Below are 22,640 nucleotides of genomic sequence, written 5' to 3'. Positions count from 1 at the left end.
CGGCACCCCCGTCGTCGACCTGAGCGCGATCACGCAGCGTGCTAGCGTTTCCGCGTCACGGCGGGTGTCCGCCGCGACCCGTCCTGTGAGGAGGCCCGAGCGTGAAGAAGGTGCTGTTGGTGGGGCTGCTCGCCGGAGGAGTCTTCGCGTGGCGCCGACGGGCGTCGCAGAAGGCGGAGCGCGAACTGTGGGCCGAGGCCACCGACACGGTGCGCTGACTCGGCACCACCCGGGGGCATGGCGCAATTGGTAGCGCACCTGCTTTGCAAGCAGGGGGTTAGGGGTTCGAGTCCCCTTGCCTCCACCGGCGCCACGAGGCCGGTCACGTCGACGACGTGACCGGCCTCGTGCGTTTCCCCGGGGGTCACCCCAGCACGGCGTCGAGCACCCGCCGGGCGAAGCGGCAGAACGCCGGGACGACCTGCCTGTCCGTCACGCCCGGGCGCCCAGGGCGGCGACCACCGCCGGGTCGTGCGACGCGGCGAGCAGCGCCACGACGTCGTCGGGCAGGTCGCGCTCGCCCGCCAGCGTCCACCGGGCGTCCGGCGAACCGTCGACGGCGGTCCGCCGGGCGGCGTCGGGATCGAGCGGAACGTCCAGGGCCGGGGCGCTCTCCAGGGCCAGCTGGAGGACGGCCGGGACGACCACCTTTCCCAGGTCCTTCTCCGGCGACGTCCCCAGGTCGACCCGCACCTCGTCCCCGACCCAGGAACGCCAGTCGGTGTCCGGGTCCCCGGGACGCAACGCGGGGTTGGCGTCGGCGAGCGCCGCCAGCTCGTCCGCCACCACCTGCAGGTCGGCCAGGGGGACCGGGTCCTGCACGTCGCCGCCCTCGAAGACCGACACGTGCTCTCCGGACCACCCCGTGACGGCGGACCAGCGGGGGTGCGAGGGCAGTTCCCAGACCCCGCCCGACGTCCCGCGGGTCCACCCCGACGACCGGAGGACTCCCGCGATCCGGTCGACGTCCCCGAGGAGCCGGCCGGCGGCTGCGAGCGGCAGGACCGAGGCGACAGGCGCTGGGACGGAGGTCACCGTCCGAGGGTGGCGCACCCGGCGCGGGACGTCGACCCTCGACGGGGAGCCTCGACTGAGCTACCTTGCGACGCATGACACCGGACGCGCCGGACCGCCGCGCGCAGCTGCTGCGGGGATCCCTCGACCTCTGCGTCCTGGCGGCCCTGGCCCAGCAGCCGGGCCACGCCTACGAACTGGCCTCCCGCCTCGCGGAGGCGGGTCTGCGGGACGTCAGCTACGGCACGGTGTACCCGATGATCACGCGTCTGCGCAGGTCAGGGCTCCTGCACGAGCAGACCGAGGCGAGTCCCGTCGGCCCCGCGCGCAAGGTGTTCTCGCTCAGCGCCGCGGGTCGGGAGGCCCTCGACGACTGGCTCGCGCAGTGGCAGCGGGCGACCCTCGACGTCGAGACCGTCCTGCGCAGCACCGGGGTCTGGGCGGGGAGGGGCGCGTGATCTCGCCGCTGCCGTCGCAGGACCGGTCCCTCCCGGAGGACGTGCGCCGCGTCGTGGCCCGCGTGCAGCGGGAGTGGCGGCTCCTCGGCGTACCACGTGCCCTGCGCGACGTCGTCGCCCGCGACGTGGCGGCCGACCTGCACGACGCGTACCGCGAGGGCCGCACGCCGGAGTCGGTGCTGGGCACGTCGGTGCGGGAGTTCGCCGCCGACGTCGCCCGCGAGAACGGGTGGCTCGTGGCCTGGCCCATGTACGGCCGGTTGCTCGCCGCGGCGGGAGCAGGCGCGGGTCTGGCCGTGGCGGCCGGTCTGGTCCTGCTCCTCCCGCTCACCGCCTGGTCCCTGGAGGTCGCCGCCGCCGCGCTGCTCGGGCGCGCCGGTGTCAGGGCGGCGGCCGGCGAGGACCCGTCCTGGTACCTGCCGATCGTCCTGGGCAGCTACGTCGTCTTCGGCGTCGGCTTCGTGGCCGCTGTCCTGGGGTGCGTCCGGTGGGCGTTGCGCTCAGCCGTCGGCCTGACCCGGACGCTGCGCGCGGGTGCCCTCGGCCTGCCCGCCTCGGCGGCGCTCTCGTTGCCCGTCGCGGTCTGGGTCGGGCACGTCAGCGGGTTCAGCACGTCCCCACCGGTCGTGCTGACCGAGTGCGGACTCGTCCTCGGGGCCGCCGCCGTCGCACTCGTCACGGCGCGCGCGTGGGCGGTCCGCCCGCTCTGACGACGCCTCACGTCGGCAGGTCGACCCCGGTGCGCAGCAGGTCCACGGCCTCGACCGGCGACCCCGGGTAGTTGACGCTCACCCAGAACCGGTGGTCGGCGGTCTCGCTGGGCCAGGCGAGCCGCGTGTCGGCGGGGTCCATCCACTGCACTCCGAGCGGGCCACCGTCCGGCCAGGAGAGCACGGTGTAGTCGTCGTGCGGAGTCCGGTCCACGTCGGTCACCGGCTCGGCCGCCCGACCGCCGTACTCGACGGTCATCCACACCAGGCCACGGGCGCGCGCCGTCTGGAAGTCGTCGTCGGCCGACGTCCCGGGCGGCAGCCACACGAGGGTCACGGCCTGCTGGTCGGCGTCGGGGTCCGCGCTCGGAGGGGACGGAGCGGCGGCGGACGGCACCGGATGGTCGAAGACCGCCCGGCCGTCCACCGCGCCGCAGACGCGGGTCCACCCGTCTCCCGCCAGAGCGGGGAACGTCGGGAGCCGGAGGCTCAGGTGCCGTCCCACCTCGTCGCAGGGCAGCACGGTGCCCACGAGGTCGCGGGCCGACTCGACGAAGGCGAGCGGGTCACCGCGCCGCGCGAACTCCGGCGTGCGGAGGGCGGCGACCGCGGCCTCGTCGGTCGGGCCGAGCACCAGGGCCGGGGCGGGACCGGCGCTCCCCTCCGGAACGGTCGCGAGGGCGAGCACCAGCGGCAACGCCACGGCCCACTGTCGTCGCACGGCCCCTCCTCGGATCGCTCGACGTCCACTGTCGCACCACCGGCCTGCGTACGGTGCGGACGTGACGACCCCTCCGGCGACCCGCCTCGGCGGCTTCACCCTGCCGGTGGGCGACGGCCTCGACCTCGTCCTCGCCGAACCGCGTCTCGCGGCGCCGCTGCACTCGCTGCTGCTGGCCAACCTCGAGCACCTGCAGCCGTGGGACGAGCTGGCGCGGCCCGACCTGACGCTGGAGGAGTTCCGCGGCGTCCAGGTCCGGGCGTGCCAGGCGTGGGTGGAGGGACGAGGGGTGCCGTGCGTCCTGCGGCTGGACGGGCGGGTCGTGGGAGCCCTGGGGTCACGGACCGTGGCCGACGGGACGACGGCCGAGCTGGGGTTCTGGGTGGACGCCGCCCACCAGGGTCGAGGGCTGGTCAGCCGCAGCGTGCGCGCGCTCGTACGGCACCTCGCCGTCGACCACGGGATCCGCACCGTCGAGATGCGGATCGCCGCCGGCAACGTCCGCAGCCGCGCCGTCGCCGACCGGCTCGGCTTCGCGCTGGTGCAGACCGTGCCGGGGGTCCTGACGATCGACGGGCGGCCCCACGACCTGTGCGTCCACCGCCGCCCCGCCCTCGGGGACTGACGGGCTGCCACGATGCGTCCGTGGACGGACCGACGGACGCCGTGCAGGACTACTACGCGAGCTACCACGAGCGGGAACTCGCCCGGCTCGTCACCGCCGAGGGCCGGCTCGAGTTCGCGGTCACGACGCGACTGCTCGCCCCGCACCTGCCCTCCGCCGGTCGCGTCCTCGACCTCGGCGGGGGCCCCGGCCGGTACAGCGCGTGGCTGGCCGAGCGAGGTCTGGAGGTCACGCTCGCGGACCTGTCACCGAACCTGTTGGACCTGGCGCGGCGGCACCTCGCCGACCGCGGGGTGAGCGTCCGGGAAGTCGTCCAGGCCGACGCCCGCGACATGAGCCGTTGGCCTGCAGGCTCTTTCGACGCCGTGCTGGCGCTCGGTCCGTTCTACCACCTGCCCGACCCGCAGGACAGGGAGCGGGCGCTGGCCGAGGTGGTCCGGGTGACGACGCCGGGTGGGCTCGTCGCGACGGCGTGGATGCCGCGGTGGTCACTGCTGCGGCGGACGCTGGCGATCGCGGACGAACGGGACCGGCTCACCGACCCGGCGTTCGTCGACGCGCTGCTCGCCCGGGGCGAGTACGAGAACCCCCACCGCGGCCGGTTCACCCACGCCCACGGCGCCGACCCCGCACGGCTGGACCAGGACCTCGCGCAGGCGGGAGTGCGGACGGTCGCACTGGCGTCGACGGACGGGTTCGCCAACGGACTGCACGACGCCGTCGACGCCCTGCGGACGCAGGAGCCGGCGCGGTACGAGGCCGTGCTCGACCTGCTCGCGCGCACGGCCACGGACCCGAGCCTGCTCGGGACGGCCGGGCACCTGCTGCACCTGGGCCGGACGGGGTGAGGGTGACAGCGCGGACGAGCCGACCCGTGGCGCAGGGCGGTCACTGCGGGGGCGCAGGGATCGTCACGGCCTGCAGCCTCGGGTCCGTCACGATCGCCCGGAGGGCATCGGTCGTCGCCTGGGAATCCGCCGGGTAGACGCTGTCGACGGGGATGTCGGGGGCGGCGATGGAGGCCGTGGCGGAGATCGAACGCCCGTCCGGCAGGCGGAGCGAGGCGTACGGCTCCACCGGCCGCGCAGGTTCGGGCATCGACCCGAGCTGCACCAGGGTCCGGTGCGTGCCCACCGTGAGGACGTTCCCGTCGGGCAACTCCTCCTGCGAGCAGGTGACCTCCCCCGTGCAGACCTCACCCGTGGCCTTGAGCGCTTGCGGCGCCGATCGGTCGATGTCGATGCCGAGGGTGACTGCGGGTGAGGTGGCGGTGTTGCTCGCCTTCCACATCAGGACCGTCTGGGAGCGGGCTCGCCACCCTTCGGCGTTGCGGCCGGCGGACCAGCCCGGTAGGTGCGACTCGACGACTTCGTCGAAGGTGGCCGCGGCAGCGCTGGTCACCGCGGGGTCGACCTCCACCTCACCGCCTTGGAGGGTCTGTAGCGGTGTCGGGACCGGATCGTGCTGTCCTGGAGCCGGATCGGCGACGGACAGCTCCAACGGCGTGGGGTCCAGCAGGTGCGCCCCGCCCACGGCCCCGCCGGTCAGCAGGACGGCGGTCAGGGCGCCGACGCCCCAGCGGGTGCGGCGTTGACGGCGCAGCCTGGTACGGCCGCGGCCGGTGGCCTCGGCGATGAAGGCGGCCGAGTTCTGCACAGGCCCGGCGGCAGCGTGCAGCTCAGCGCGCAGGGCGTCGGAGAAGGGGTTGTGGGTCTCGGTGTTCACGAGCGCGCCCAATCCACGAGGGAGGCAGCGGAGGAGGGAACCTCTGGGCTCGGCCGGTCCGGCTGGGGTGGTTCCCCGGCAGCACGGCCGGGCAGGGCCTGGCGCAGCCGGGCCAGGGCCCGGGAGGCTTGGCTCTTGACGGTGCCGACGCTGATGTCGAGCAGATCGGCGACCTGGTCGTCGCTGCGGTCGTCGAGGTAGCGCAGGACGATCACCGCACGTTGGCGTGGTGGCAGCGGGCGCAGGACCGCGAGGAGGTCGGCGCGCTGTTCGAGGTCGACCAGCGGCTGGGAGGGGTCGGCGCCGGCGAGGTGGTCGTCGACGTCGCGGACGGCTTCGTGGCGGTGGGACCGGTGGCGCCATCGTGAGGTGGCGGCGTTGGCGAGGGCGCGGCGGGCGTAGGCGCTGGGGTCCTGGATGCGGGGCCAGCGGGCGTACATCCTGGCGTAGACGTCCTGCAGGAGGTCCTCGCCGATGTGGAAGTCGCCGGCCAGGAGTCGGGCGATGCGCCGCAGCTGCGGGGTCGCTTCGTGTGCCCAGGAGGTGAAGTGCTCTTCCCGGTTCATGTCGTCCACACTGCCCTGACGCCGACGACCCGAGATCCGGTTGCACGCGGAGTCGACGCTCCCGGCGTTCGTGGGCGTGCAGGATTGCGCCAGGCCGGGAGCCTTCGCCTTCACCGTGGTCAGTTCGCTGGAGAAGGTCTTCCCCGACCAGGCGCCCCCACCCGCTGGTGCTGAGCCGTTGCGCGCCTTCACGGGGGAGACGGTGTCCTTCCAGGTGGCGTGGCGTCCCCCGGCGGTCCGCGATCTGAGCGATCTGCCCCGGCTCCGCCTGGAGGTGGCGGCGGGACGGGGCGCTCGGGCGGACGTGTTCCGGGTCGGACTGGTCCCGGTGCTGGTGCCCGCCTTCGAGGACTCCGACGACGTCTTCCTCCGCAGAGCGCCGGGACTGTTCCCCGACCCGCTCACCCCCCTCGGCGAGGGCGAGCTGAGCTCGTCGGTGCTCGGGGCCTGGTCGGCGTGGTGGGTCGACGTCGTCGTGGAGGACCCGGAGGGGGACCGGCACCGGGAGGTGGTCGTGCGGGTGCGGACCGAGGACGGCCAGCTCCTGCACGTCGACACGGTGGCGCTGCAGCTGCATCGCCAGGTCCTGCCGCCGGTGGACATCGCGGTGGCCCAGTGGCTGCACACCGACTGCCTGGCCGACCACTACGGCGTCGAGCCGTTCGGAGCACGGCACTGGGAGTTGCTCGAGTCGTACTTGCCGTCGGTGGGTCGCGCGGGCGGGAACTGCCTGCTCACACCCCTGTGGACTCCGCCGCTGGACACCGAGGTCGGCGGCCGGCGCACCACGACGCAGTTGCTGGACGTGCGTCGGGACGAGACGGGATGGCAGTTCGGGTTCGACCGGCTGGACCGTTGGGTGGCGCTGGCCCTCCGTCACGGCTTCGACGTGCTGGAGATGCCGCACCTGTTCACGCAGTGGGGAGCGGAGGCGACCCCGTCGATCTGGGCCGGCGGCCCGGCTGGGCTGGAGGAGGTCTTCGGCTGGCACGTGAGCGCCTCCGATCCGCGCTACCGCGGCTTCCTGGAGGCGTTGCTACCGCGGCTGCAGGCCCACCTCGCCCTGCGCTGGCCGACCGTGCGGACCGTCTGGCACGTCAGTGACGAACCGGGCCACGACAAGCTCGCCGGGTACCAGGCCGCCCGTGCGGTGGTCGGAGACCTGGTGAAGGGTCAGACCGTCATCGACGCCCTGAGCGACCGGTCGTTCCTCACGAGCGGTGCCGTCGACATCCCCGTGGTGGCCGCGGATGCCGCCGCCCCGTTCATCAGCGCCGGCGACGAGTTCTGGGCCTACCACTGCAACGTGCACGACCGGGGGGTGTCCAACCGGTTCATCGCCATGCCGAGCTGGCGGACCCGTGCGATCGGGGAGCAGCTCTTCCGGGCCGGCGCGTCGGGGTTCCTGCACTGGGGCTTCAACTTCTGGAACAGCCAGCTGTCCCGCGGCGCCGTCGACCCCTGGCAGGACCCCAGCGCCGGGAACGCCTTCCCCGCCGGTGACCCGTTCCTCGTCTACCCCGGACCCGACGGAACACCGGTGGAGTCGTTGCGGCACCGCGCCTTCGCGCAGGGCATGGCCGACCACGCCGCGCTCCAGCTGGTCCGTGACCTCACCGGACAGGACCTGACGCGGACCACACCTGGCACGTCCCGCCGCCAGGACGCGCTCCTCTCCTCGGGGCGCACCGCCGACGACTGGTTGCAGACGCGGCCGGCCGTCGACGCCGTCCTCGCGGGGCTGACGTGAGCCGGGTCCTCGTCGGGCCTCGTCGGGCCTCGTCCGGCCGCAGCCGACCGTGCGGCTCCGGCGGACGCCGTGAGGGCCGGCCCCGTCGCCTGACGGAGCCGGCCCTCACGAGAGCGTCACTCGCCCTTGAGCTCCTCGGGCGTGCCGTCCTCGACGGGGGCGTACTCGTGCTTGCCCGTCGTGGGCGCCTCGGAGGCCTCGGGAGTCGAGGTGGTCGAGGGCGCGGTGGCCTCCTCGAGCTTCTCGGTGCTCTTGTCGGCGGCCGGCGTGCTCGGCGTCGTGGTGGCGGGGGCGGGCGTCCAGGCCGCGCCCGGGGCCGCCCACGGGTCCTCCTTCTGGGAGTTCTTCACAGCCGCGTAGACCGCCGCACCACCGGCGGCGATGAGGGTGAAGACGAGGAACTTGCGTCCCGCGCTGCCCTTCTTCTTCGCGACGGCCTCGCCCTTGAGCACGGCGACGGCACCCTTCGAGCGCTGCTGGGCGATCTTCTTGGTGTGCTTCGCGGTGGCCTTGGCGGCCTTCGTGCCGGCCTTGCCGGCGGCCTTCCCGGCCTTGCCCGCGACCTTGGCGCGCCGCTCGGCCTGGTGGGCCTTCTTGGTCAGCGACTTCTCCAGGCCCTGCTCGAACTTCCTGCCGTCCTTCACGACGTCCTTGACGGCGTTCTGGACGGTCTCGCTCGTGGAGGCGGCGGCCGCGGTGGCGGTGCCGGCGGCGGCCGCGACGGCCGGGGCGGCGGCATCACGGGCGTTGCTCGCGGCCTCCTGCACGGCCTCGACGAGCTTGGGGAGCAGGTCGTCGACGATCTTGTCGCGGGCGCTGTCCACGGCGGGGGACACCTTGTGCGCGGCGGCCTCGACCTTCGGCGCAGCCGCTTCGAGCGTCGTGTCCCAGGCCTTCTCCAGGCGCGGCTGGGCCCAGTCGACGGCGGACCCGACCGCCGGCGCGACCTTGCCGGCCAGCGTCGCTCCCTGGGCCTGCAGCTTCTCGGTGTGGCTCTTGGTCAACGACATCCGTTCCTCCTCGTGCTCGTGCTCGTCCTCTGGCCCGTTCATCCGATGTCGCGAACGTGCGGGGTGCGCGGTCCGTGCCCCACGCCGAACGGTCGGCGACGATCACCACCCGTCATCTGACCGCACCCGCGCCCTTCCCGCCACCAGACGCCCCGCCGGGTGCCGTGCAGGACCCGTGGAAGGATGAGCGGCATGTACGCCACCCTGCACACCAACCACGGCGACATCCGCCTGGAACTGTTCGAGAACCACGCCCCCAAGACGGTGGCGAACTTCGTGGGCCTCGCCGAGGGCACGAAGGAGTGGCAGGACCCGGCCAGCGGCGAGAAGAAGACCGCGCCGTTCTACGACGGGCTCACCTTCCACCGCATCATCGACGGCTTCATGATCCAGGGGGGCTGCCCCCGTGGTGACGGCCGCGGCGGCCCCGGGTACCAGTTCGACGACGAGATCCACCCGGACCTGCGCTTCGACAAGAAGTACCTGCTGGCCATGGCCAACGCCGGGAAGATCGCCGGTCACGGCACCAACGGGTCCCAGTTCTTCGTCACCGTGACGACGACGCCGCACCTCAACGGCAAGCACACGATCTTCGGCGAGGTCGCCGACGAAGAGAGCCGCGCCGTCGTGGACGCCATCGCCACCGTGCCGGTCGGCCCCGGTGACGCTCCCCGCGAGCCCGTCGTCATCACGTCCGTCGACGTCGAGCGCGACTGACCTGCACCGCACGTCCACCCAGGACACGCACTGAGCGTGAACGACGGGGGCGTCCCGCGCGTTGAACCCGACGTGAGCGACGTCCCCGTCTGTCCCCGCCACCCCGACCGCGAGTCGTGGGTCCGCTGCCAACGCTGCGGGCGGCCCGTCTGCCCGCAGTGCCAGCGCCCCGCCGCCGTCGGGGTGCAGTGCGTGGACTGCGTCGCGGAGGGCAACAAGGGCGTCCGCCAGGCGCGCACGACGTTCGGCGGGGTGCTGAGCAACCGCGACACCCTCGTCACCAAGGTCCTCATCGGCGCGTGCCTGCTGATGTACCTGGGCCAGCAGGTCATGCCGACGAACGTCTTCTACCAGGTCGCCCTCGTCAACGGCCCGTTCCCGGGGTCCTTCGGTCAAGGCTCCTGGTGGCAGCCCGTCACGTCCGCCTTCATGCACGGCGGTGTGCTGCACCTGCTGTTCAACATGTACGCCCTGTGGATCACCGGGCAGTACCTCGAACCGCTCCTCGGACGCGTCCGCTTCTCAGCCCTCTACCTCGTGTCCGCGCTCGGCGGGGCCGTCGGCGCCCTGCTCCTGGCCCCTGCTGGCACCGTGACAGTCGGTGCGTCCGGGGCCATCTTCGGTCTCTTCGCCGCGCTCTTCGTCGTGAACCGGCACCTGGGTCGCCAGACCGGTCAGATCGTCGTGCTCATCGTCATCAACTTCCTCATCGGCGTCTTCTACGCCGGCATCTCGTGGCAGGGGCACCTCGGCGGGCTCGTCACGGGGGCCCTCGTGGCCACCGCGATGGCGCGGGGTCGGCAGGGGAACCCGGTCGTGCAGTGGGCCGGAACCGCCGCCGTGGCTCTGTTCGTCCTGGCGGGCCTCGGCTACGCCGCAGCGCTGTACTGAGCCGCGCCCAGCTGGTCACCCAGCGCGATCCACCCGCTCGAGCGACTGTCCACAGGGATTCGCACACCTGTGCGAATGCCACGGCTGTCATCCACCGGGTGTGGGGCACGCTGTGGATCGAGCGGCCCCTTACCCACACTCATCCACACCTTGTGGACGAGTCGGTGGACAAGCCCTGTGGACGATGTCCTGCCTTGTCCACACGCCATCCCCAACCGGTGGATGACGGGGGCCCCGGAGACCCCTTCCCAGGGCTGCACGCTGCGTGATCAGTAGCCCACCGAGCGTCAGACGACGGCTGGGGAGACCGCGTCGCCGTCGGGGTCGCGCGCCGTGTCCGCCCAGCGGCGGGTCTGCGCGGCGAGGTCCTCCCAGTACCGCGGGCGCCCGTGCGGGGCCGGGGCCAGCCACCCCTGCTCCATGTGCGTGCAGACGGCCGGGTCCGCCGCGGCGAGGCGGCGCCGGCGCGAAGGACGGCGCACGGAGGCGACGTCGACCGCGCTGCGGAACGTCGTCAGGTAGACGGCGCGCGCCAGCCGGACGGCGGGGTTCGACGACGACCCCGGGTGGTGCGCCACGAGGTCGCGCAGCGTGAAGCGGGAGACGCCCTGCACCGCGAGCAGGCTCGTGTGGTCGAAGTCGCCGCCGGACAGGCAGCACAGCACCAGCAGGCGGTGGTCCTGGCGCAGCGCGCCGAGCCGGACGGCGAAGGTGCTCGTCGTGCTCTGGTGCGGCACCCAGCGGACCACGTCGGCCGGGATCGACTCCTCACCCCGGCCCGAGCGCGGCCGGCGCCACACGGGCACGCGCCCGTCGATGTCGTCGTGCGTCCCGACGCCGTAGGGAGCCAGGTACTCCGCGCGCCCCTGCGCGGCGACGCGCCCCAGGCAGAGGAGGGCGTCCGGGCGCCACAGGTAGTCGTCCTCGGCGAACAGGACGACGTCGTCGGCGGCCCAGTCCGAACGGACGGCCAGCTTCAGCCCGGCGAGGTAGCTCGCCCGGTTGCTGCCGCCGGTGATGGCGCGCACGGTGCCGTGCGCGCGCATGAGGGCGAGCCGGGCGTCCGGGATGGGCCCGTCGTTGAGGAAGAGCACGTCGATCGCGTCGCCGGCCTCACGCGCCAGCGCCACCGAGCGCAGGAAGGAGTCCAGCGCCAGCGACTTCGAGTACCAGGACGGCCGACCCTTGGCGTTCTCCCCGCCGTGGGATCGGTAGACGACGTGCAGCACTCGGCCCCCTGGTGGCTGTGGACGACGGGGTCACCCTAACCGTCACGCAAGGGAAGGGTTGACCGCGCGGGCCGCGCCGTCACCCGTCAGGACCAGTCCCGACGGAGGGTGGTGCGTCAGCGCCAGCGCGTCGTCATCGCGAACCCCACGAGCACGAGCGCGAAGCCCGCCACGAGGTTCCAGTTGTCCCAGCCCGGCACGGGCAGCATCGAGCTGGACAGGTAGAACACGACGATCCAGGCCAGGCCGAGGACCATGAGGCCGACCATCGTCCAGATCCACCAGCGCGGGGTCAGCTGGTTCTTGCGCTTGACCTCGCGGTCGGCGTCGGACACCCCTCCGCGACGGCGCTTGCCGGCGTCCGCGGTGGCAGTCGCGTCGCTCGTGACGTCCGTCTCGTCGGACTTCTTGCGGCGGGGCACGTCGACCTCCAGTCGGGGTGGGCAGGGACGGGGACCGTCACCCGCCGCTCAGCCTAGTGCGACGATCGGTGTCGATGTCGGCGCCGAGACGGTGCGCCGGACCCGAGCCGGGGGAGGACGAGGGGTGCGCGTGGACGCTGGACGCATCACCCGCCGGGCCGGCGTCGTGCTCGTCCTCGCCGCCGCAGGTCTGCTGTTCGCGACGAGCGCCCTCACCTCCGGGGGGACGGACCTGCGCTCGGAGTCGGCCGACCTCGGGTCCGTCGTCGCCCAGCGTTCCCGGGAGAACGCCCAGCGCGCCGCCCAGGTCGCGACACTGCGCTCGGAGGTCGACACCCTCAGCCGCGACGCCGCGACGGCCCCCGGGGAGGACCCGCTGGAGGATCCCGCGCTCGGTACGGCCTCGGGGGCGCTCGCCGTCCAGGGTCCGGGCCTGACGGTCACCCTCGACGACGCCCCGGACACCGAGCGTCCCGCCTCGGCCTCGCCGGACGACCTCGTCGTGCACCAGCAGGACGTCGAGGGCGTCGTCAACGCGCTGTGGAACGGGGGCGCCGAGGCCATGATGATCATGGACCAGCGGATCGTGTCGACGTCCGCCGTCCGCTGCGTCGGCAACGTCCTCGTCCTGCAGGGCCGCACCTACTCCCCGCCGTACCGGATCACGGCCGTCGGGGACGTCTCCCGGCTGCGGGCCGCCCTCGACGCGTCGGCGGAGATCTCGATCTACCGCGAGTACGTCGCCGCCTACGGCCTCGGCTACCAGGTCTCCGCGGGCCAGGACCTGCAGCTGCCCGCCTTCGACGGCACGACGCGCCTGACGTACGCCCGGGAGGGTGCCGCGTGATCCGCCGGGCCGTCTCCGTCCTCGGTGAGCTGCTCGTCACCGCCGGCGTCCTCACGCTGCTCTTCGTCGTGTGGCAGCTCTACTGGACCGACCTCACCTCCGGCCGGGCGCAGGCCGCGACGGTCAGCTCCCTGGAGCAGCGGTGGGAGCGGGCCGCACCGGCCCCGACGTCCTCGGCGCCCGCCGCCGACCCGCCCGTGGACCCCGTGGCGGTCCCGGCCGTCGGTCAGCCGTTCGCGATCCTGCACGTCCCGCGCTTCGCCGCCGACTACTCCGTCCCGGTCGTCGAGGGCACCGGCACCGAGGAGCTCAAGGACGGCATCGGCCACTACACGCAGGCCGTCATGCCCGGCCAGGTCGGCAACTTCGCGATCGCCGGCCACCGCGTCACGTACGGGAAGCCGTTCAACCAGATCGCCGAGCTGCAGGACGGGGACGCCGTCGTCGTCGAGACCGCGACGCAGTGGCTGACCTACCGGGTGCGCTCCCACGAGATCGTCAGCCCGAAGCAGGTCTCCGTCATCGCGCCCGTGCCCGACCAGCCCGGGGCCACGCCCACGCAGGCCTGGCTGACGATGACCGCCTGCCACCCGATGCACTCGGCGCGGCAGCGGTACGTCGTGCACGCGCTGCTGGAGTCCGTCCGCAACCGCGCCGACGGTCCGCCGTCGTCGCTGGACGCCCCCGCCGGCTGAGACCCCGAGACAGGAGACGACAGGTGTACGCGTGGTGGTGGCGGGTCCTGCCCGGCCCTTGGTGGGTGCGGGCGCTCATCAGCCTGCTCGTGGCGGCCGGGATCGTGCTGCTCTGCTTCACCGTCGTGTTCCCCGCGATCGCGGACCACCTGGCCATCAACGACGGGACCGTCGACGGGCAGTGATCGCGGTTTGCTGGGACGCTTTCCGTCCACCGACCAGGGAGGACACCCAGCATGTCCAGTGAGTACCCCCCGCCCAGCGGGTACGGCCAGCAGGACCAGTACGGGCAGTACGGCCAGAGCAAGCCCCGCAACGGCCTCGCGGTCGTCGCGCTGGTGCTCGGCATCGTCGCGCTGCTGCTGTCCTGGATCTTCGTCGGCGTCGTGCTGTCGATCGTCGGGCTCATCCTGGGCATCTCCGCTCGCAAGCGGGTCAGGCGCGGGCAGGCGACCAACCGGGGAACGGCGACGGCGGCCATCGTCGTCAACGTCGTCGCGCTGGTCGCGAGCATCGCCCTGTCGATCGTGTGGATCGTCGCCGGCTCGTGGTTCCTCAACAACGGCGGTCAGGACTACGCCCAGTGCGTGGCCAACGCCCAGGCCAACAACGACCAGGCGGCCGTGGAGCAGTGCGCCCGCGACTTCCAGCAGGACGTCCTCAACAACAGCTGACGCTGTGAAGGGCTCGCGCACACGCTGCGGAACGTTGACGGTTCACTCAAGGGCACGGCCTCCCCGGCCGTACCGTGACAGCGTGCCGACTTCCACCGACCCCGCGCCGCACGAGGTCCCCGGAGCAGGACGCCGCGCCCGCGGCCGCCACTCCGACCACGCCCACGGGACGGCCTTCAAGGTCCTCCGCGGGGTGTTGGTCGCGGCGGTCGTGCTGGCGGTCGTGGCGACCGGCGGTGGCGTCTACGCGTACTACAAGCTCCAGGGCAACATCAACGCCCAGGACATCAACAGCCTTCTCGGCACCCGGCCTTCGGACGAGTCCAAGGTCGACCCGACCACGGGTCAGGACGCGGTCAACATCCTCGTGATGGGCAGCGACACCCGGGACCTGTCCGACGGTTCGGGTGACGAGTACGGCGGCGCGAAGGCGGACCCGGGCGCGCGGTCGGACACCACGCTCCTCGTGCACCTCGCGGCGGACCGCAAGAGCGCCACCATGGTGAGCATCCCGCGTGACTCGGTCGTGCAGATCCCGGCGTGCAAGCTGCCCGACGGCACGATGACGAAGGCCCAGAAGGGCATGTTCAACTCCGCGTTCTCGATCGGTGGCGCGGCCTGCACCGTCAACACCGTGCAGGACCTGACGAAGGTCCCGATCGACCACTACGTCGTCGTCGACTTCAGCGGATTCCGCTCGATGATCGACGCGCTCGGCGGCGTGACGATCTGCACGCCGGAGGCGATCGACGACAAGGACGCGGACCTGCACCTGACCGCCGGGACGCACGACGACGTCGACGGTCAGACCGCCCTGGCCTACGCCCGCGTCCGCCACATCGGCGACGGTTCGGACATCTCGCGCATCGGTCGGCAGCAGGCGCTGATGAGCTCCATGGTCCAGAAGGTGACGAGCTCGGCGATCCTCACGCGCCCGGACAAGCTCTTCTCGTTCCTGGACGCGGCGACGAAGTCGGTCACCACCGACCCTGGCCTGGCGGACCTGTCCGAGATCGCGGGCCTGGCGCAGTCGCTGCAGAAGATGCCGGCCAACGGCGTGCAGTTCGTGACCGTCCCGACCGAGCCGTACCCGGCGAACCCGAACCGCGTGCAGTGGACGTCGGCGGCCGACGCGCTGTGGCAGCAGGTCCGCACCGACACCGCGGGCCCGGCCTCGGCGACGCCGACGGCCTCCCCGACCGCGGACCCCGGCACGAGCTCGGAGCTGCTGGTGGCGCCGTCGAAGATCTCCGTCCAGGTGCTCAACGTGGGCGGGACGGCCGGCGCGGCGGGGACGCTGTCCAAGGCGCTGACGGGCGTCGGGTTCGTCTCCGGCGGCACCGGCGACGGCGAGGCCACCGACCCGGGCGAGGACGTCCTCGTCCGCTACGGCACCGACCGGCAGGACTCGGCGAACACCGTCGCCGCGGCGCTGGGTGGCGCCAAGACGCAGCTCGACCCGTCCCTGGGCAAGAACATCGTCGTGGAGGTCGCCTCCGCGGGGGTGACGGTGAGCGACGTCCGCTCGCGCGTGACGGGCACGCCCGCCGCCGCGACGCCGACCCCGACCATCACGGCCCGCGTCGCCACCGACGACATCTGCGCCTGACCGCACCCTCCGGGGGTGGGCTCGTCGTCACGTCGGGCTCGTAGGTCGAGCACGACGTGACGACGATCCCCACCCGCTGAGGCGTGTCAGCCGACGCGGACCGGCGCTCCGGTGAGCAGCGACTCCTGCGCCGCGTCGGCCACCTTCGACGCGGCGACGGCGTCCTCCGGCCGGCACAGCTCGTCCGGCTCACCTCGCACGAGGCCGGCGAAGGCCTCGATCTCGGCCCGGTAGGCCTCGGCGAACCGCTCCGCGAACGTCGTGTGCGCGACGCCGGCGGGGAAGCCGACGCCTGGTTCGGCCGAGCGCACCGCGCTGCGCTCGTCGAGGCCGACGACGACCGTGCCCTTCGACCCCTGCAGCTCCAGCCGCACGTCGTGCCCGGCGCCGTTGTAGCGCGAGGCGCTGACGACGGCGAGCGTCCCGTCGTCGAGCGTGCAGACCGCGAGCGCCGAGTCGACGTCCCCGACCTCGCCGATCGCGGGGTCGCCGTTGTTGCTGCCGCGGGCGTACACCTCGACGACCTCGCGACCCGTGATCCAGCGGATGACGTCGAAGTCGTGGACGCTGCAGTCGCGGAACAGCCCCCCGGAGGTGGCGAGGAACGCGACGGGCGGCGGCGTGACGTCGCACGTCACGGCCCGGACGGCGTGCAGCCAGCCGAGCTCGCCGGCGGCGTGGGCGCGTTTGGCCTCGCGGTAGCCGGGGTCGTAGCGGCGCTGGTGGGCGATGCGGACGACGCCGTCGTGGCGGGCGATGAGGTCCAGCACGGGCAGCGACAGCGCGACGTCCGGGGCGACCGGCTTCTCGCAGAGCACGGGGATGCCCGCCTCGACGCCGGCGCGGATGAGCTCGGGGTGCTGCGCCGTGCCGGTGGCGACGACGAGGCCGTCGATGCCCGACGCCAGGAGCGCGGCCACGTCGGCGGCCGCGGCGGCACCCACCTCCGCGCCGACCTGCTGGGCGCGGGTCGCGTCGACGTCGGCGACGGTGACCCGGCCGACGCCGGGGGTCGCGACCATCGTCCGCGCGTGCATAGCGCCGATGCGGCCGACGCCGGCCAGGCCGAGGTGCAGGTCGGTCACGGGATCCTCCTCGTCGAGTCTGTTGGACCGGTCCAACGGCGACTACGATCGTCGGACGGACCCAGGGTGTCAAGGAGGTGACCGCGTGACCCGGCCGACCATCCGCAGCGTCGCCGCCCGCGCCGGCGTCTCCAAGTCCCTCGTCTCGCTCGTGCTGCAGGACAGCCCGAAGGTCTCGCCCGAGCGGCGCGCCGCCGTCCTGACCGCGATGGACGAGCTCGGCTACCGACCCGATCCGACGGCCCGCAGCCTGGCCCAGGGCCGGACCCGCGCGATCGGCCTCGTCCTGGACGACCTGCGCAACCCGTGGTTCGTCGACGTCCTCGAGGGCCTGCGTCCCGTCCTGCACGCGGCTGGGTTGCGGCCGGTGCTGGCCGAAGCGCGCAGTGAGCCCGACGCCCCCCGCACCTTCGCCGACCTGCGCCTCGACGGCCTCGTCGTCATCGGCACCCTGCCCGACCTGGCCCTCGTCGAGGAGGTCGCGGCGGACGTGCCGACCGTCCTGGCGGGCACCCGCCTGGCCGACGGCGACCCGTTCGCCGTCGACGTCGTGGCCGGGGACGACGGGACCGGGGTCCGCCTCGCCGTCGAACACCTCCTCGCGCTCGGGCACCGCCGCCTGGCCCACGTCGCGGGCACCGGACCCGTCGGCGACCTGCGCCGACGCGCCTTCGAGGCCGCCGCCCGTGCGGGGAGAGCCGACGTCCTCGTCGAGACCGGCCCCATGACGGAGGACGCCGGCCACCGCGCCGGCCGCGCCCTGCTGACCCGGCCGGACCCGCCGACCGCCGTCGTCGCCGCCAACGACGCGGCCGCCGTCGGCGTGCTCGCGGCCGCGGCGGACCTCGGCGTCGCCGTTCCGGGCGCGCTGTCGGTCGTCGGCTACGACGACACCTCGATCGCCAAGCTGCGCGCCGTCTCGCTCACCAGCGTCGACAACGCCGCCCACGAGGTGGGACGGCTCGCCGCCCGGCGCCTGCTGGACCGGCTCGAGGACCCCGACGCCCCCGCCGACCTGCAGCTCGTCGCCCCCCGGCTCGTGGTGCGGGCCACGACGGCGGCGCCGGCCTGACCGCGGAATCGCACCGACCGCCTCCGAGACCGGGTGCCGAATGGTTCGGTGAGGCTCGCGGCGCGAACGACGGCCGTACGTTGCGTCCATGTCGACCAACGCCCCGAGGAGGTGGTGGCTCCTCGTGCCGCTGGCCCTCGTCGTGCTGTCCTCCTGCTCCAGCGAGCCGGACCCACCGCCGGGTCCCAGCCCCGAGGCCGTCCAGCGCGTGGCCGACCTCGTCCGCGACGCCGCGACCGCCGCGGGCGACTCCCCGACCGTCGGCAGCGGCGGGGACGCGCACCAGACGACCAGCGTCCGGCTGGGCGGTGTCCCCGCTGACGGCGGCACCCGGGCTGCCTGGGTGGCGTGCACCGGCGGGTCGGACCTGGACGCGCAGCTGGCCGGGGCGGCCATCACCGTGGACTGCGACGGGCAGGCCCACCGCGTCGAGGGCCTCGTCCCGGACGGCGACACGGTGGTGTTCGAGATCACCCGGCCCAGTGACGTCGACTCCGTGTGGGCACTGACCATGACCAGCGCTGTCTGAGACGGGTCGACGACGACGACGGCGGCGCCGGCCTGACCGTCCGCTGGGAGGAGGCGAGAACACCGCGCGCCACCGCGCCGCGTCCGGCACCCTCGCGGACGTGCCCCGCTGGTTCCTCGTCGTGTCCGCCATCGCGGGCCTCGGCTTCGCGGTCCCGACCGTCCAGGCCGTCGCGACCGGCGATGTCAGGACGGCGGTGGTCAGCGTCATCGTCACCGGCTTCTTCTGCTGGCCCCTCGTGACGTGGCTGCGGTACCGCCGCGATCCGGCCGACTCCACGGGACCGGACGGCCTGCCTCCCGAGGACCTCACGGCGCGCGGCGCGCGGCGGTGGCTCGTCCCCGTGGCGCTCCTCGTGGTCGTCGCGGTCCTCGGCCTCGTGCCGCGCTGGTCCGGGAGCCTCGTGCCCCTGTGGGCGCTGGTCCTCGCCGCAGTCACCGTCCTGCGCCTGCGCACGGGTGGCGACGAGGTGCACTTCACCGACGACGCCCTCGTGGTCCGTCCCCGGACGGGCGTCGAGAAGCGCTACCCGTGGGCGGACGTGCTGGAGCTGTCGTGGTCGGCTCCGCACTGGCTGATGTCCGGGTCAGGACCCGTGGCTCGGATCAGCGGGAGCGCGTACGACACCCCGGGACCGACGAGCCCCGGGCAGTTGGCCGCCGTCCTGCTGGCCGGCCACGACGACCGGCTCTGGGGACGGCGGCAGGTCCGACGGGTCGCGGCCCGTCACGGGATCCCCTTCACCGACGACCTGGTGAACCTCGTCAGCTCTGGGCGGCGGCCGGCCCGGCTCCCGGGGGAGCACTCGTGACGGTGCCTCAGTCCTCGGAGCGCGCGCGGGTGCACCGGCGCGCCTGCCACAGGAACGACACCGCCGCGAGGGCGAACGCGACGGCCGGCAGGTAGGCGAGGTCCTTCGCACCGCTGAGGGCCTGAACCCAGTTCGAGACCGAGATCGCCGCGAACGCCACGGCCAGGGCGATCCAGGTGAGCGGCGTCTGCGCCCAGGTGGCGGTCTGCGTCCTGCGTCGCTGCGTCATGGCTCCACCGTGGCCGACGACCGCTGCGAGGGCGTCCCCCGATCGTCGGAGACCCGCGGGACGGTCGACCGACGCCGCCCGGGCGGAGCCGATGTGAGCCGGGGGACCGTTGCGGGCATGATCCGGTGATGCTCGAGCCCACCGGGTCGCCTCCGCCGCCTGCCGACCCCCCGTGTCCCTGCGGCTGGGGCGAACCCCTGGCCGGGTGCTGCGGCCGCTACCTCACCGGCGGCGTGGACGCCCCGACGGCGGAGGCGCTCATGCGCTCGCGCTACACGGCCTTCGCCCTCGGCGACGTCGAGCACCTCCTCCGCAGCTGGCACCCCGCCACGCGCCCCGACGAGCTCGACCTCGACCCGGACGTGCAGTGGCGCCGGCTCGTCGTCCTGGCGACGGACCACGGCAGCCCCTTCGACGACACCGGCACCGTCGAGTTCGAGGCGCACTACCGGCTCGCCGGCCGGCGGGGGGTTCAGCACGAGGACTCACGGTTCTCCCGCGTCGAGGGCCGATGGGTGTACGAAGGGCCGGTGGGAAACCGAGTCGCGTGATGCGGCGGTCGTCCTGCACTGTGGGTGACAGGCAAGAGCGGACAGCAACACCGTCACGAGGGAGTCCCTGTGAAGCTGACCTGGCTCAAGGACGTGGCCACCGACCCCGGGCCCTCCGTCTCCGTCTACGTCGACGCGACCCGGGACCGGGCGACGGGCGCGCACGACATCGACCTGCGCTGGCAGGAGGCCCGCTCGGCGCTCGCCGGTCAGGGCGCCCCGGAACCGGCGCTCGCCGCCCTCGACGCCGTCGCGGCCGAACCGACCGGGGTCGGCGGTCACGTCGGCCGCGCGCTCGTCGCCACGGCGACGGGGCTGCAGCTCGACCTCGTCCTGGCCTCCCCGCCGCAGCGGGAGGAGGCGACGACCGGACCCGTCGCGCACCTCATGCCGCTCGTGCGCTCCATGGCCGACGACGTCCGCTACGTGCTCGTCGAGCTCGACCGCGCGGGCGCCGACGTCACGGTGGCGCGCACGGGTGCCGTCGTCGGCCGCGAACGGAGGACCGTCGAGGGTGGACACGACCTGCTGCACAAGGGGTCCGGGGACAACCGCGCCGAGCACCGGTACCAGCGGACCGTCCAGGACTCCTGGGACCACAACGCCGCCGCGGTCGCCAGCGACCTCGCCGACCTCGTCCGCCGCGAACGGCCCGACGTCGTCCTGGTGACCGGTGACCCCAAGGCCATGGCGTCGCTGAAGGACAAGGCACCGGCCGCGCTCGCGTCGGTGATGTGCGAGGTCAAGGGCGGTGGCCGCGCCGCCGGCACCCGCGAGAAGGCCTTCGAGGCCAACGTCGCCGCCGCTCTCGACGTCGTCCGCACCCGCCGCCGCCAGGCCGTCGTCGACGAGTTCGCCCAGGAACGCGGTCGGCAGGGCCGCGCCGTCGAGGGCCTGGACCCCGTCGTCTCCGCGCTGCGCGCCGGCCAGGTGCGGACGCTGCTCCTCGTCGACGACCCGACGTCCACCGACCAGCTGTGGACGGGCCCCGGCCCGCTCGAGGTCGCCACCACCCGCGAGGACCTCGACGTGCTCGGCGTGAGCGACGTCGTCCAGGTGCGGGCCGACGCGGCCCTCGTCCGGGCGCTGGCCGCCTCCGACGCCGAGATCGAGCTGGTGCGGCAGCCCGAGGAGGACGAGGACCCGCCGGTGTCGCTGGCCGACGGCATCGGCGCGCTCCTGCGCTACGCCGTCTGACCCACCCCACGGGCGACGCCTCGTTGCCTCCCCGAGGACGATGACCGGCCGCGTTGGGCCACCGCGCACCTTCGGTTGATCTCCCGGGAGGCGCCTCGTTGCCTCCCCGAGGTCGATCACGGGCCGCGGGGAGGCAACGAGGGCGCCCAATGTCCTCGTGGAGGCAACGAGCCCTCCCCCGGGCGCCGCGCGCTACCCTCCAGGCCTCTGACCTGGGAGGACGACACACCGTGATGGGCCCGGCGCACGCCGCCAGCGGACTGGCGGCGGGGGCCCTGACCCTCGGCGTCGCCGCCACGCACCTCGGCATCGACCGACCCCTCGAGCAACTCGCGTGGGTCGTGGCGTGGGGCGGGTTCGCCTACCTGCCCGACCTGGACCAGAAGGGCTCGACGGCCGGGTCGATGTGGGGGCCGCCGACGCGCTGGCTCTCCCGCCTCATCGGCGTCCTGGCGCGACGGCACCGCGGCGGCACCCACGACGCGCTCGTCGCCCCCCTCGTCTTCGGCGGGCTGGCGGCGCTCGCGGCGCGCAACCACTGGACGGCACTCGCCGTCCTCGCCCTGGGCATCGGCCTGGCCCTGCACGCCGTCGCGCAGCTCGTCCCGGGGGACGCCGAGAAGACGGCGATCGGCAACCTCGTCCTGTCGGGTGCGGGCGCGTGGTGGCTGACGGACCAGGGGGTCCACCTGCCGTGGTTGCCCTGGGCCGTCGCGGGCGGCGTCCTGGTCCACATCGCCGGCGACGCGCTGACGACGGACGGTGTCCCCGTGCCGTTCACGACGTGGGCCCGGCGGCGACCCCGGACGCTCGGGCTGCGCCTGTTCGACGCCGGCCGCGGTCCCGAGCCGCTGCTGCAGTACCTCGTGTTCCCGACGCTGACGGTGCTGGGTCTGGTGCGCTACGTCGGCCCCGTGCGGGACCTGCTGGCACCTCTGGTGTGAGGGACTCCGGCACACTGGGACGGTGGCGAGACAACCGTGGTGGCGGGCGACGAAGACCCTCGAGCAGTCGAAGCGGTCCGGGCTGCTCTACGCCGTGGTGGCGGCGCTGTCGTGGGGTGTGGTCCTCACCGACGGCAGCCCGCTCGCCTGGCTGGCGGCGGTCGCCTTCACCGCGGGAGCCGTCTACTTCCTCGCGGCGTGGCGGGTCCGCCGTTCGCACGAGGGGGACTGACCCCCGGGGGCTCAGGTGAGGTGCGCCCGCACGGTCGGGGCGCCGATGAGCCCGACGGCCCGAGCGCGGCGGACGGCGGCGGCGGTGCTGCGGACGCCGAAGCGCTCCCGCAGTCCGGAGACCGTCGCGATGACCCCGCGCACGTCCAGGGCCAGTTCGGCGCCCGCTGCGACGAGGGAGCGGCCCTCGGCCACCAGCTCCAGGAGACGTCGCTCGACGGGGGTCACGGGAGGCGTGCTGCCCACGTGGTCGGTCACGGTCCGCTCCTCGGCCCGGGATGCCGTGCCCGGTGTTGGACACTCACCCGACGTTACGGTTCCGCACCGT

30 protein-coding genes and 1 tRNA gene are annotated in these 22,640 nt (G+C 73.7%); 21 read left to right on the top strand and 10 right to left on the bottom strand.

The features are described 5' to 3' along the window. Positions 1-101 precede the first annotated feature (101 nt). Complete coding sequence (locus tag AB1207_RS17290; protein WP_367639647.1) at positions 102-218, top strand: DLW-39 family protein; 117 nt, start codon at positions 102-104, stop codon at positions 216-218. Positions 219-231: 13 nt separating this feature from the next. Next, positions 232-304, top strand: a tRNA-Ala gene (locus AB1207_RS17285). A 128-nt stretch (positions 305-432) separates the two neighbouring features. On the opposite strand, the gene AB1207_RS17280 is transcribed toward AB1207_RS17285, so the two are convergent. Beyond that, positions 433-1,035: a hypothetical protein gene (locus AB1207_RS17280; RefSeq protein ID WP_367639646.1), complete on the bottom strand. Its 603-nt coding sequence runs from the start codon at positions 1,033-1,035 to the stop codon at positions 433-435. Between the two features lie 74 nt (positions 1,036-1,109). Here AB1207_RS17280 and AB1207_RS17275 point away from each other — a divergent pair, with 74 nt between their 5' ends. Together AB1207_RS17275 and AB1207_RS17270 are read left to right on the top strand one after the other, a co-directional pair. Continuing rightward, entirely contained in the window at positions 1,110-1,472 is a 363-nt protein-coding gene (locus tag AB1207_RS17275; protein WP_367639645.1) for a PadR family transcriptional regulator, read from the top strand. Beyond that, entirely contained in the window at positions 1,469-2,182 is a 714-nt protein-coding gene (locus AB1207_RS17270) for a hypothetical protein (RefSeq protein ID WP_367639644.1), read from the top strand. The genes AB1207_RS17275 and AB1207_RS17270 overlap by 4 nt, the downstream gene beginning before the upstream one ends. 7 nt (positions 2,183-2,189) lie before the next feature. On the opposite strand, the gene AB1207_RS17265 is transcribed toward AB1207_RS17270, so the two are convergent. Further along, complete coding sequence (locus AB1207_RS17265; RefSeq protein ID WP_367639643.1) at positions 2,190-2,903, bottom strand: hypothetical protein; 714 nt, start codon at positions 2,901-2,903, stop codon at positions 2,190-2,192. Positions 2,904-2,964: 61 nt separating this feature from the next. Between AB1207_RS17265 and AB1207_RS17260 the strand changes: the two genes are divergently transcribed. After that, a complete protein-coding gene (locus tag AB1207_RS17260; RefSeq protein WP_367639642.1) occupies positions 2,965-3,528 on the top strand; it encodes a GNAT family N-acetyltransferase in 564 nt (187 codons plus the stop codon). 20 nt (positions 3,529-3,548) lie between these two features. Further along, on the top strand, positions 3,549-4,376 hold the full coding sequence (locus tag AB1207_RS17255) for a class I SAM-dependent methyltransferase (protein WP_367639641.1): 828 nt from the start codon (positions 3,549-3,551) through the stop codon (positions 4,374-4,376). 40 nt (positions 4,377-4,416) lie between these two features. Here the strand turns inward: AB1207_RS17255 and AB1207_RS17250 are convergent, their stop codons facing one another. Next, entirely contained in the window at positions 4,417-5,253 is an 837-nt protein-coding gene (locus tag AB1207_RS17250) for a hypothetical protein (RefSeq protein ID WP_367639640.1), read from the bottom strand. Then, complete coding sequence (locus AB1207_RS17245) at positions 5,250-5,819, bottom strand: SigE family RNA polymerase sigma factor (RefSeq protein WP_367639639.1); 570 nt, start codon at positions 5,817-5,819, stop codon at positions 5,250-5,252. Before AB1207_RS17245 ends, AB1207_RS17250 begins: the two co-directional genes overlap by 4 nt. 70 nt (positions 5,820-5,889) lie before the next feature. Between AB1207_RS17245 and AB1207_RS17240 the strand changes: the two genes are divergently transcribed. After that, entirely contained in the window at positions 5,890-7,569 is a 1,680-nt protein-coding gene (locus AB1207_RS17240; RefSeq protein ID WP_367639638.1) for a DUF4091 domain-containing protein, read from the top strand. A gap of 116 nt (positions 7,570-7,685) precedes the next feature. On the opposite strand, the gene AB1207_RS17235 is transcribed toward AB1207_RS17240, so the two are convergent. Beyond that, positions 7,686-8,579, bottom strand: coding sequence for a hypothetical protein (locus AB1207_RS17235; RefSeq protein ID WP_367639637.1), 894 nt, complete (start codon positions 8,577-8,579; stop codon positions 7,686-7,688). Positions 8,580-8,771: 192 nt separating this feature from the next. On the opposite strand from AB1207_RS17235, the gene AB1207_RS17230 reads away from it, so the two are divergent. Beyond that, positions 8,772-9,296: a peptidylprolyl isomerase gene (locus AB1207_RS17230; protein WP_367639636.1), complete on the top strand. Its 525-nt coding sequence runs from the start codon at positions 8,772-8,774 to the stop codon at positions 9,294-9,296. A 72-nt stretch (positions 9,297-9,368) separates the two neighbouring features. After that, entirely contained in the window at positions 9,369-10,187 is an 819-nt protein-coding gene (locus tag AB1207_RS17225; protein WP_367639634.1) for a rhomboid family intramembrane serine protease, read from the top strand. Between the two features lie 287 nt (positions 10,188-10,474). Here the strand turns inward: AB1207_RS17225 and AB1207_RS17220 are convergent, their stop codons facing one another. Next, positions 10,475-11,416, bottom strand: a complete 942-nt coding sequence (locus AB1207_RS17220; RefSeq protein WP_367639633.1) for a hypothetical protein — start codon at positions 11,414-11,416, stop codon at positions 10,475-10,477. Positions 11,417-11,532: 116 nt separating this feature from the next. Then, positions 11,533-11,838, bottom strand: a complete 306-nt coding sequence (locus tag AB1207_RS17215) for a cell division protein CrgA (protein ID WP_367639632.1) — start codon at positions 11,836-11,838, stop codon at positions 11,533-11,535. Positions 11,839-11,968: 130 nt separating this feature from the next. Between AB1207_RS17215 and AB1207_RS17210 the strand changes: the two genes are divergently transcribed. From AB1207_RS17210 to AB1207_RS17190, 5 genes are all read left to right on the top strand, one after another. Continuing rightward, a complete protein-coding gene (locus AB1207_RS17210; protein WP_367639631.1) occupies positions 11,969-12,685 on the top strand; it encodes a DUF881 domain-containing protein in 717 nt (238 codons plus the stop codon). After that, complete coding sequence (locus AB1207_RS17205) at positions 12,682-13,380, top strand: class E sortase (RefSeq protein ID WP_367639630.1); 699 nt, start codon at positions 12,682-12,684, stop codon at positions 13,378-13,380. The genes AB1207_RS17210 and AB1207_RS17205 overlap by 4 nt, the downstream gene beginning before the upstream one ends. A 23-nt stretch (positions 13,381-13,403) precedes the next feature. After that, positions 13,404-13,565: a hypothetical protein gene (locus tag AB1207_RS17200; RefSeq protein ID WP_367639629.1), complete on the top strand. Its 162-nt coding sequence runs from the start codon at positions 13,404-13,406 to the stop codon at positions 13,563-13,565. A 51-nt stretch (positions 13,566-13,616) separates the two neighbouring features. Further along, complete coding sequence (locus AB1207_RS17195; RefSeq protein WP_367639628.1) at positions 13,617-14,054, top strand: DUF4190 domain-containing protein; 438 nt, start codon at positions 13,617-13,619, stop codon at positions 14,052-14,054. Positions 14,055-14,136: 82 nt separating this feature from the next. Continuing rightward, positions 14,137-15,663, top strand: coding sequence for an LCP family protein (locus AB1207_RS17190; protein ID WP_367639627.1), 1,527 nt, complete (start codon positions 14,137-14,139; stop codon positions 15,661-15,663). An 86-nt stretch (positions 15,664-15,749) separates the two neighbouring features. On the opposite strand, the gene AB1207_RS17185 is transcribed toward AB1207_RS17190, so the two are convergent. After that, on the bottom strand, positions 15,750-16,748 hold the full coding sequence (locus tag AB1207_RS17185) for a Gfo/Idh/MocA family protein (RefSeq protein WP_367639626.1): 999 nt from the start codon (positions 16,746-16,748) through the stop codon (positions 15,750-15,752). A gap of 85 nt (positions 16,749-16,833) precedes the next feature. Between AB1207_RS17185 and AB1207_RS17180 the strand changes: the two genes are divergently transcribed. The 3 genes from AB1207_RS17180 to AB1207_RS17170 all read left to right on the top strand — a co-directional run bounded on the left by AB1207_RS17180 (position 16,834) and on the right by AB1207_RS17170 (position 19,160). Next, positions 16,834-17,820 carry a LacI family DNA-binding transcriptional regulator gene (locus AB1207_RS17180; protein WP_367639625.1) on the top strand — a complete coding sequence of 329 codons (987 nt, stop codon included), beginning with the start codon at positions 16,834-16,836 and terminating at the stop codon, positions 17,818-17,820. 88 nt (positions 17,821-17,908) lie between these two features. Continuing rightward, positions 17,909-18,349, top strand: a complete 441-nt coding sequence (locus AB1207_RS17175; RefSeq protein WP_367639624.1) for a hypothetical protein — start codon at positions 17,909-17,911, stop codon at positions 18,347-18,349. Between the two features lie 100 nt (positions 18,350-18,449). After that, the gene (locus tag AB1207_RS17170; RefSeq protein WP_367639623.1) at positions 18,450-19,160 is read left to right on the top strand and encodes a hypothetical protein; all 711 of its coding nucleotides are present in this window, start codon (positions 18,450-18,452) and stop codon (positions 19,158-19,160) included. 7 nt (positions 19,161-19,167) lie between these two features. Here AB1207_RS17170 and AB1207_RS17165 read toward each other — a convergent pair whose 3' ends face one another. Then, a complete protein-coding gene (locus tag AB1207_RS17165) occupies positions 19,168-19,389 on the bottom strand; it encodes a hypothetical protein (protein WP_367639622.1) in 222 nt (73 codons plus the stop codon). A 128-nt stretch (positions 19,390-19,517) separates the two neighbouring features. Between AB1207_RS17165 and AB1207_RS17160 the strand changes: the two genes are divergently transcribed. The 4 genes from AB1207_RS17160 to AB1207_RS17145 all read left to right on the top strand — a co-directional run bounded on the left by AB1207_RS17160 (position 19,518) and on the right by AB1207_RS17145 (position 22,313). Further along, on the top strand, positions 19,518-19,940 hold the full coding sequence (locus AB1207_RS17160) for a YchJ family protein (protein ID WP_367639621.1): 423 nt from the start codon (positions 19,518-19,520) through the stop codon (positions 19,938-19,940). 69 nt (positions 19,941-20,009) lie between these two features. Beyond that, a complete protein-coding gene (locus AB1207_RS17155; protein WP_367639620.1) occupies positions 20,010-21,137 on the top strand; it encodes a baeRF2 domain-containing protein in 1,128 nt (375 codons plus the stop codon). A gap of 233 nt (positions 21,138-21,370) precedes the next feature. Continuing rightward, positions 21,371-22,081 carry a metal-dependent hydrolase gene (locus AB1207_RS17150; RefSeq protein WP_367639785.1) on the top strand — a complete coding sequence of 237 codons (711 nt, stop codon included), beginning with the start codon at positions 21,371-21,373 and terminating at the stop codon, positions 22,079-22,081. A gap of 22 nt (positions 22,082-22,103) precedes the next feature. Beyond that, positions 22,104-22,313, top strand: coding sequence for a hypothetical protein (locus tag AB1207_RS17145; protein ID WP_367639619.1), 210 nt, complete (start codon positions 22,104-22,106; stop codon positions 22,311-22,313). An 11-nt stretch (positions 22,314-22,324) separates the two neighbouring features. On the opposite strand, the gene AB1207_RS17140 is transcribed toward AB1207_RS17145, so the two are convergent. Then, the gene (locus AB1207_RS17140; RefSeq protein ID WP_367639618.1) at positions 22,325-22,570 is read right to left on the bottom strand and encodes a hypothetical protein; all 246 of its coding nucleotides are present in this window, start codon (positions 22,568-22,570) and stop codon (positions 22,325-22,327) included. Positions 22,571-22,640 lie beyond the last annotated feature (70 nt).

Origin of the sequence: Kineococcus endophyticus (assembly GCF_040796495.1) — a bacterium.
GTDB lineage: Bacteria > Actinomycetota > Actinomycetes > Actinomycetales > Kineococcaceae > Kineococcus > Kineococcus endophyticus.
This window is presented reverse-complemented; position numbering and strand designations above follow the sequence as displayed.

Excerpts from the sequence above, each read along its gene's own strand:
- AB1207_RS17165 (WP_367639622.1), bottom strand. The coding sequence starts at position 19,389 with ATGACGCAGCGACGCAGGACGCAGACCGCCACCTGGGCGCAGACGCCG.
- AB1207_RS17235 (WP_367639637.1), bottom strand. The coding sequence starts at position 8,579 with ATGTCGTTGACCAAGAGCCACACCGAGAAGCTGCAGGCCCAGGGAGCG.
- AB1207_RS17175 (WP_367639624.1), top strand. The coding sequence starts at position 17,909 with ATGTCGACCAACGCCCCGAGGAGGTGGTGGCTCCTCGTGCCGCTGGCC.
- AB1207_RS17245 (WP_367639639.1), bottom strand. The coding sequence starts at position 5,819 with ATGAACCGGGAAGAGCACTTCACCTCCTGGGCACACGAAGCGACCCCG.
- AB1207_RS17230 (WP_367639636.1), top strand. The coding sequence starts at position 8,772 with ATGTACGCCACCCTGCACACCAACCACGGCGACATCCGCCTGGAACTG.
- AB1207_RS17195 (WP_367639628.1), top strand. The coding sequence starts at position 13,617 with ATGTCCAGTGAGTACCCCCCGCCCAGCGGGTACGGCCAGCAGGACCAG.
- AB1207_RS17275 (WP_367639645.1), top strand. The coding sequence starts at position 1,110 with ATGACACCGGACGCGCCGGACCGCCGCGCGCAGCTGCTGCGGGGATCC.
- AB1207_RS17150 (WP_367639785.1), top strand. The coding sequence starts at position 21,371 with ATGGGCCCGGCGCACGCCGCCAGCGGACTGGCGGCGGGGGCCCTGACC.
- AB1207_RS17160 (WP_367639621.1), top strand. The coding sequence starts at position 19,518 with ATGCTCGAGCCCACCGGGTCGCCTCCGCCGCCTGCCGACCCCCCGTGT.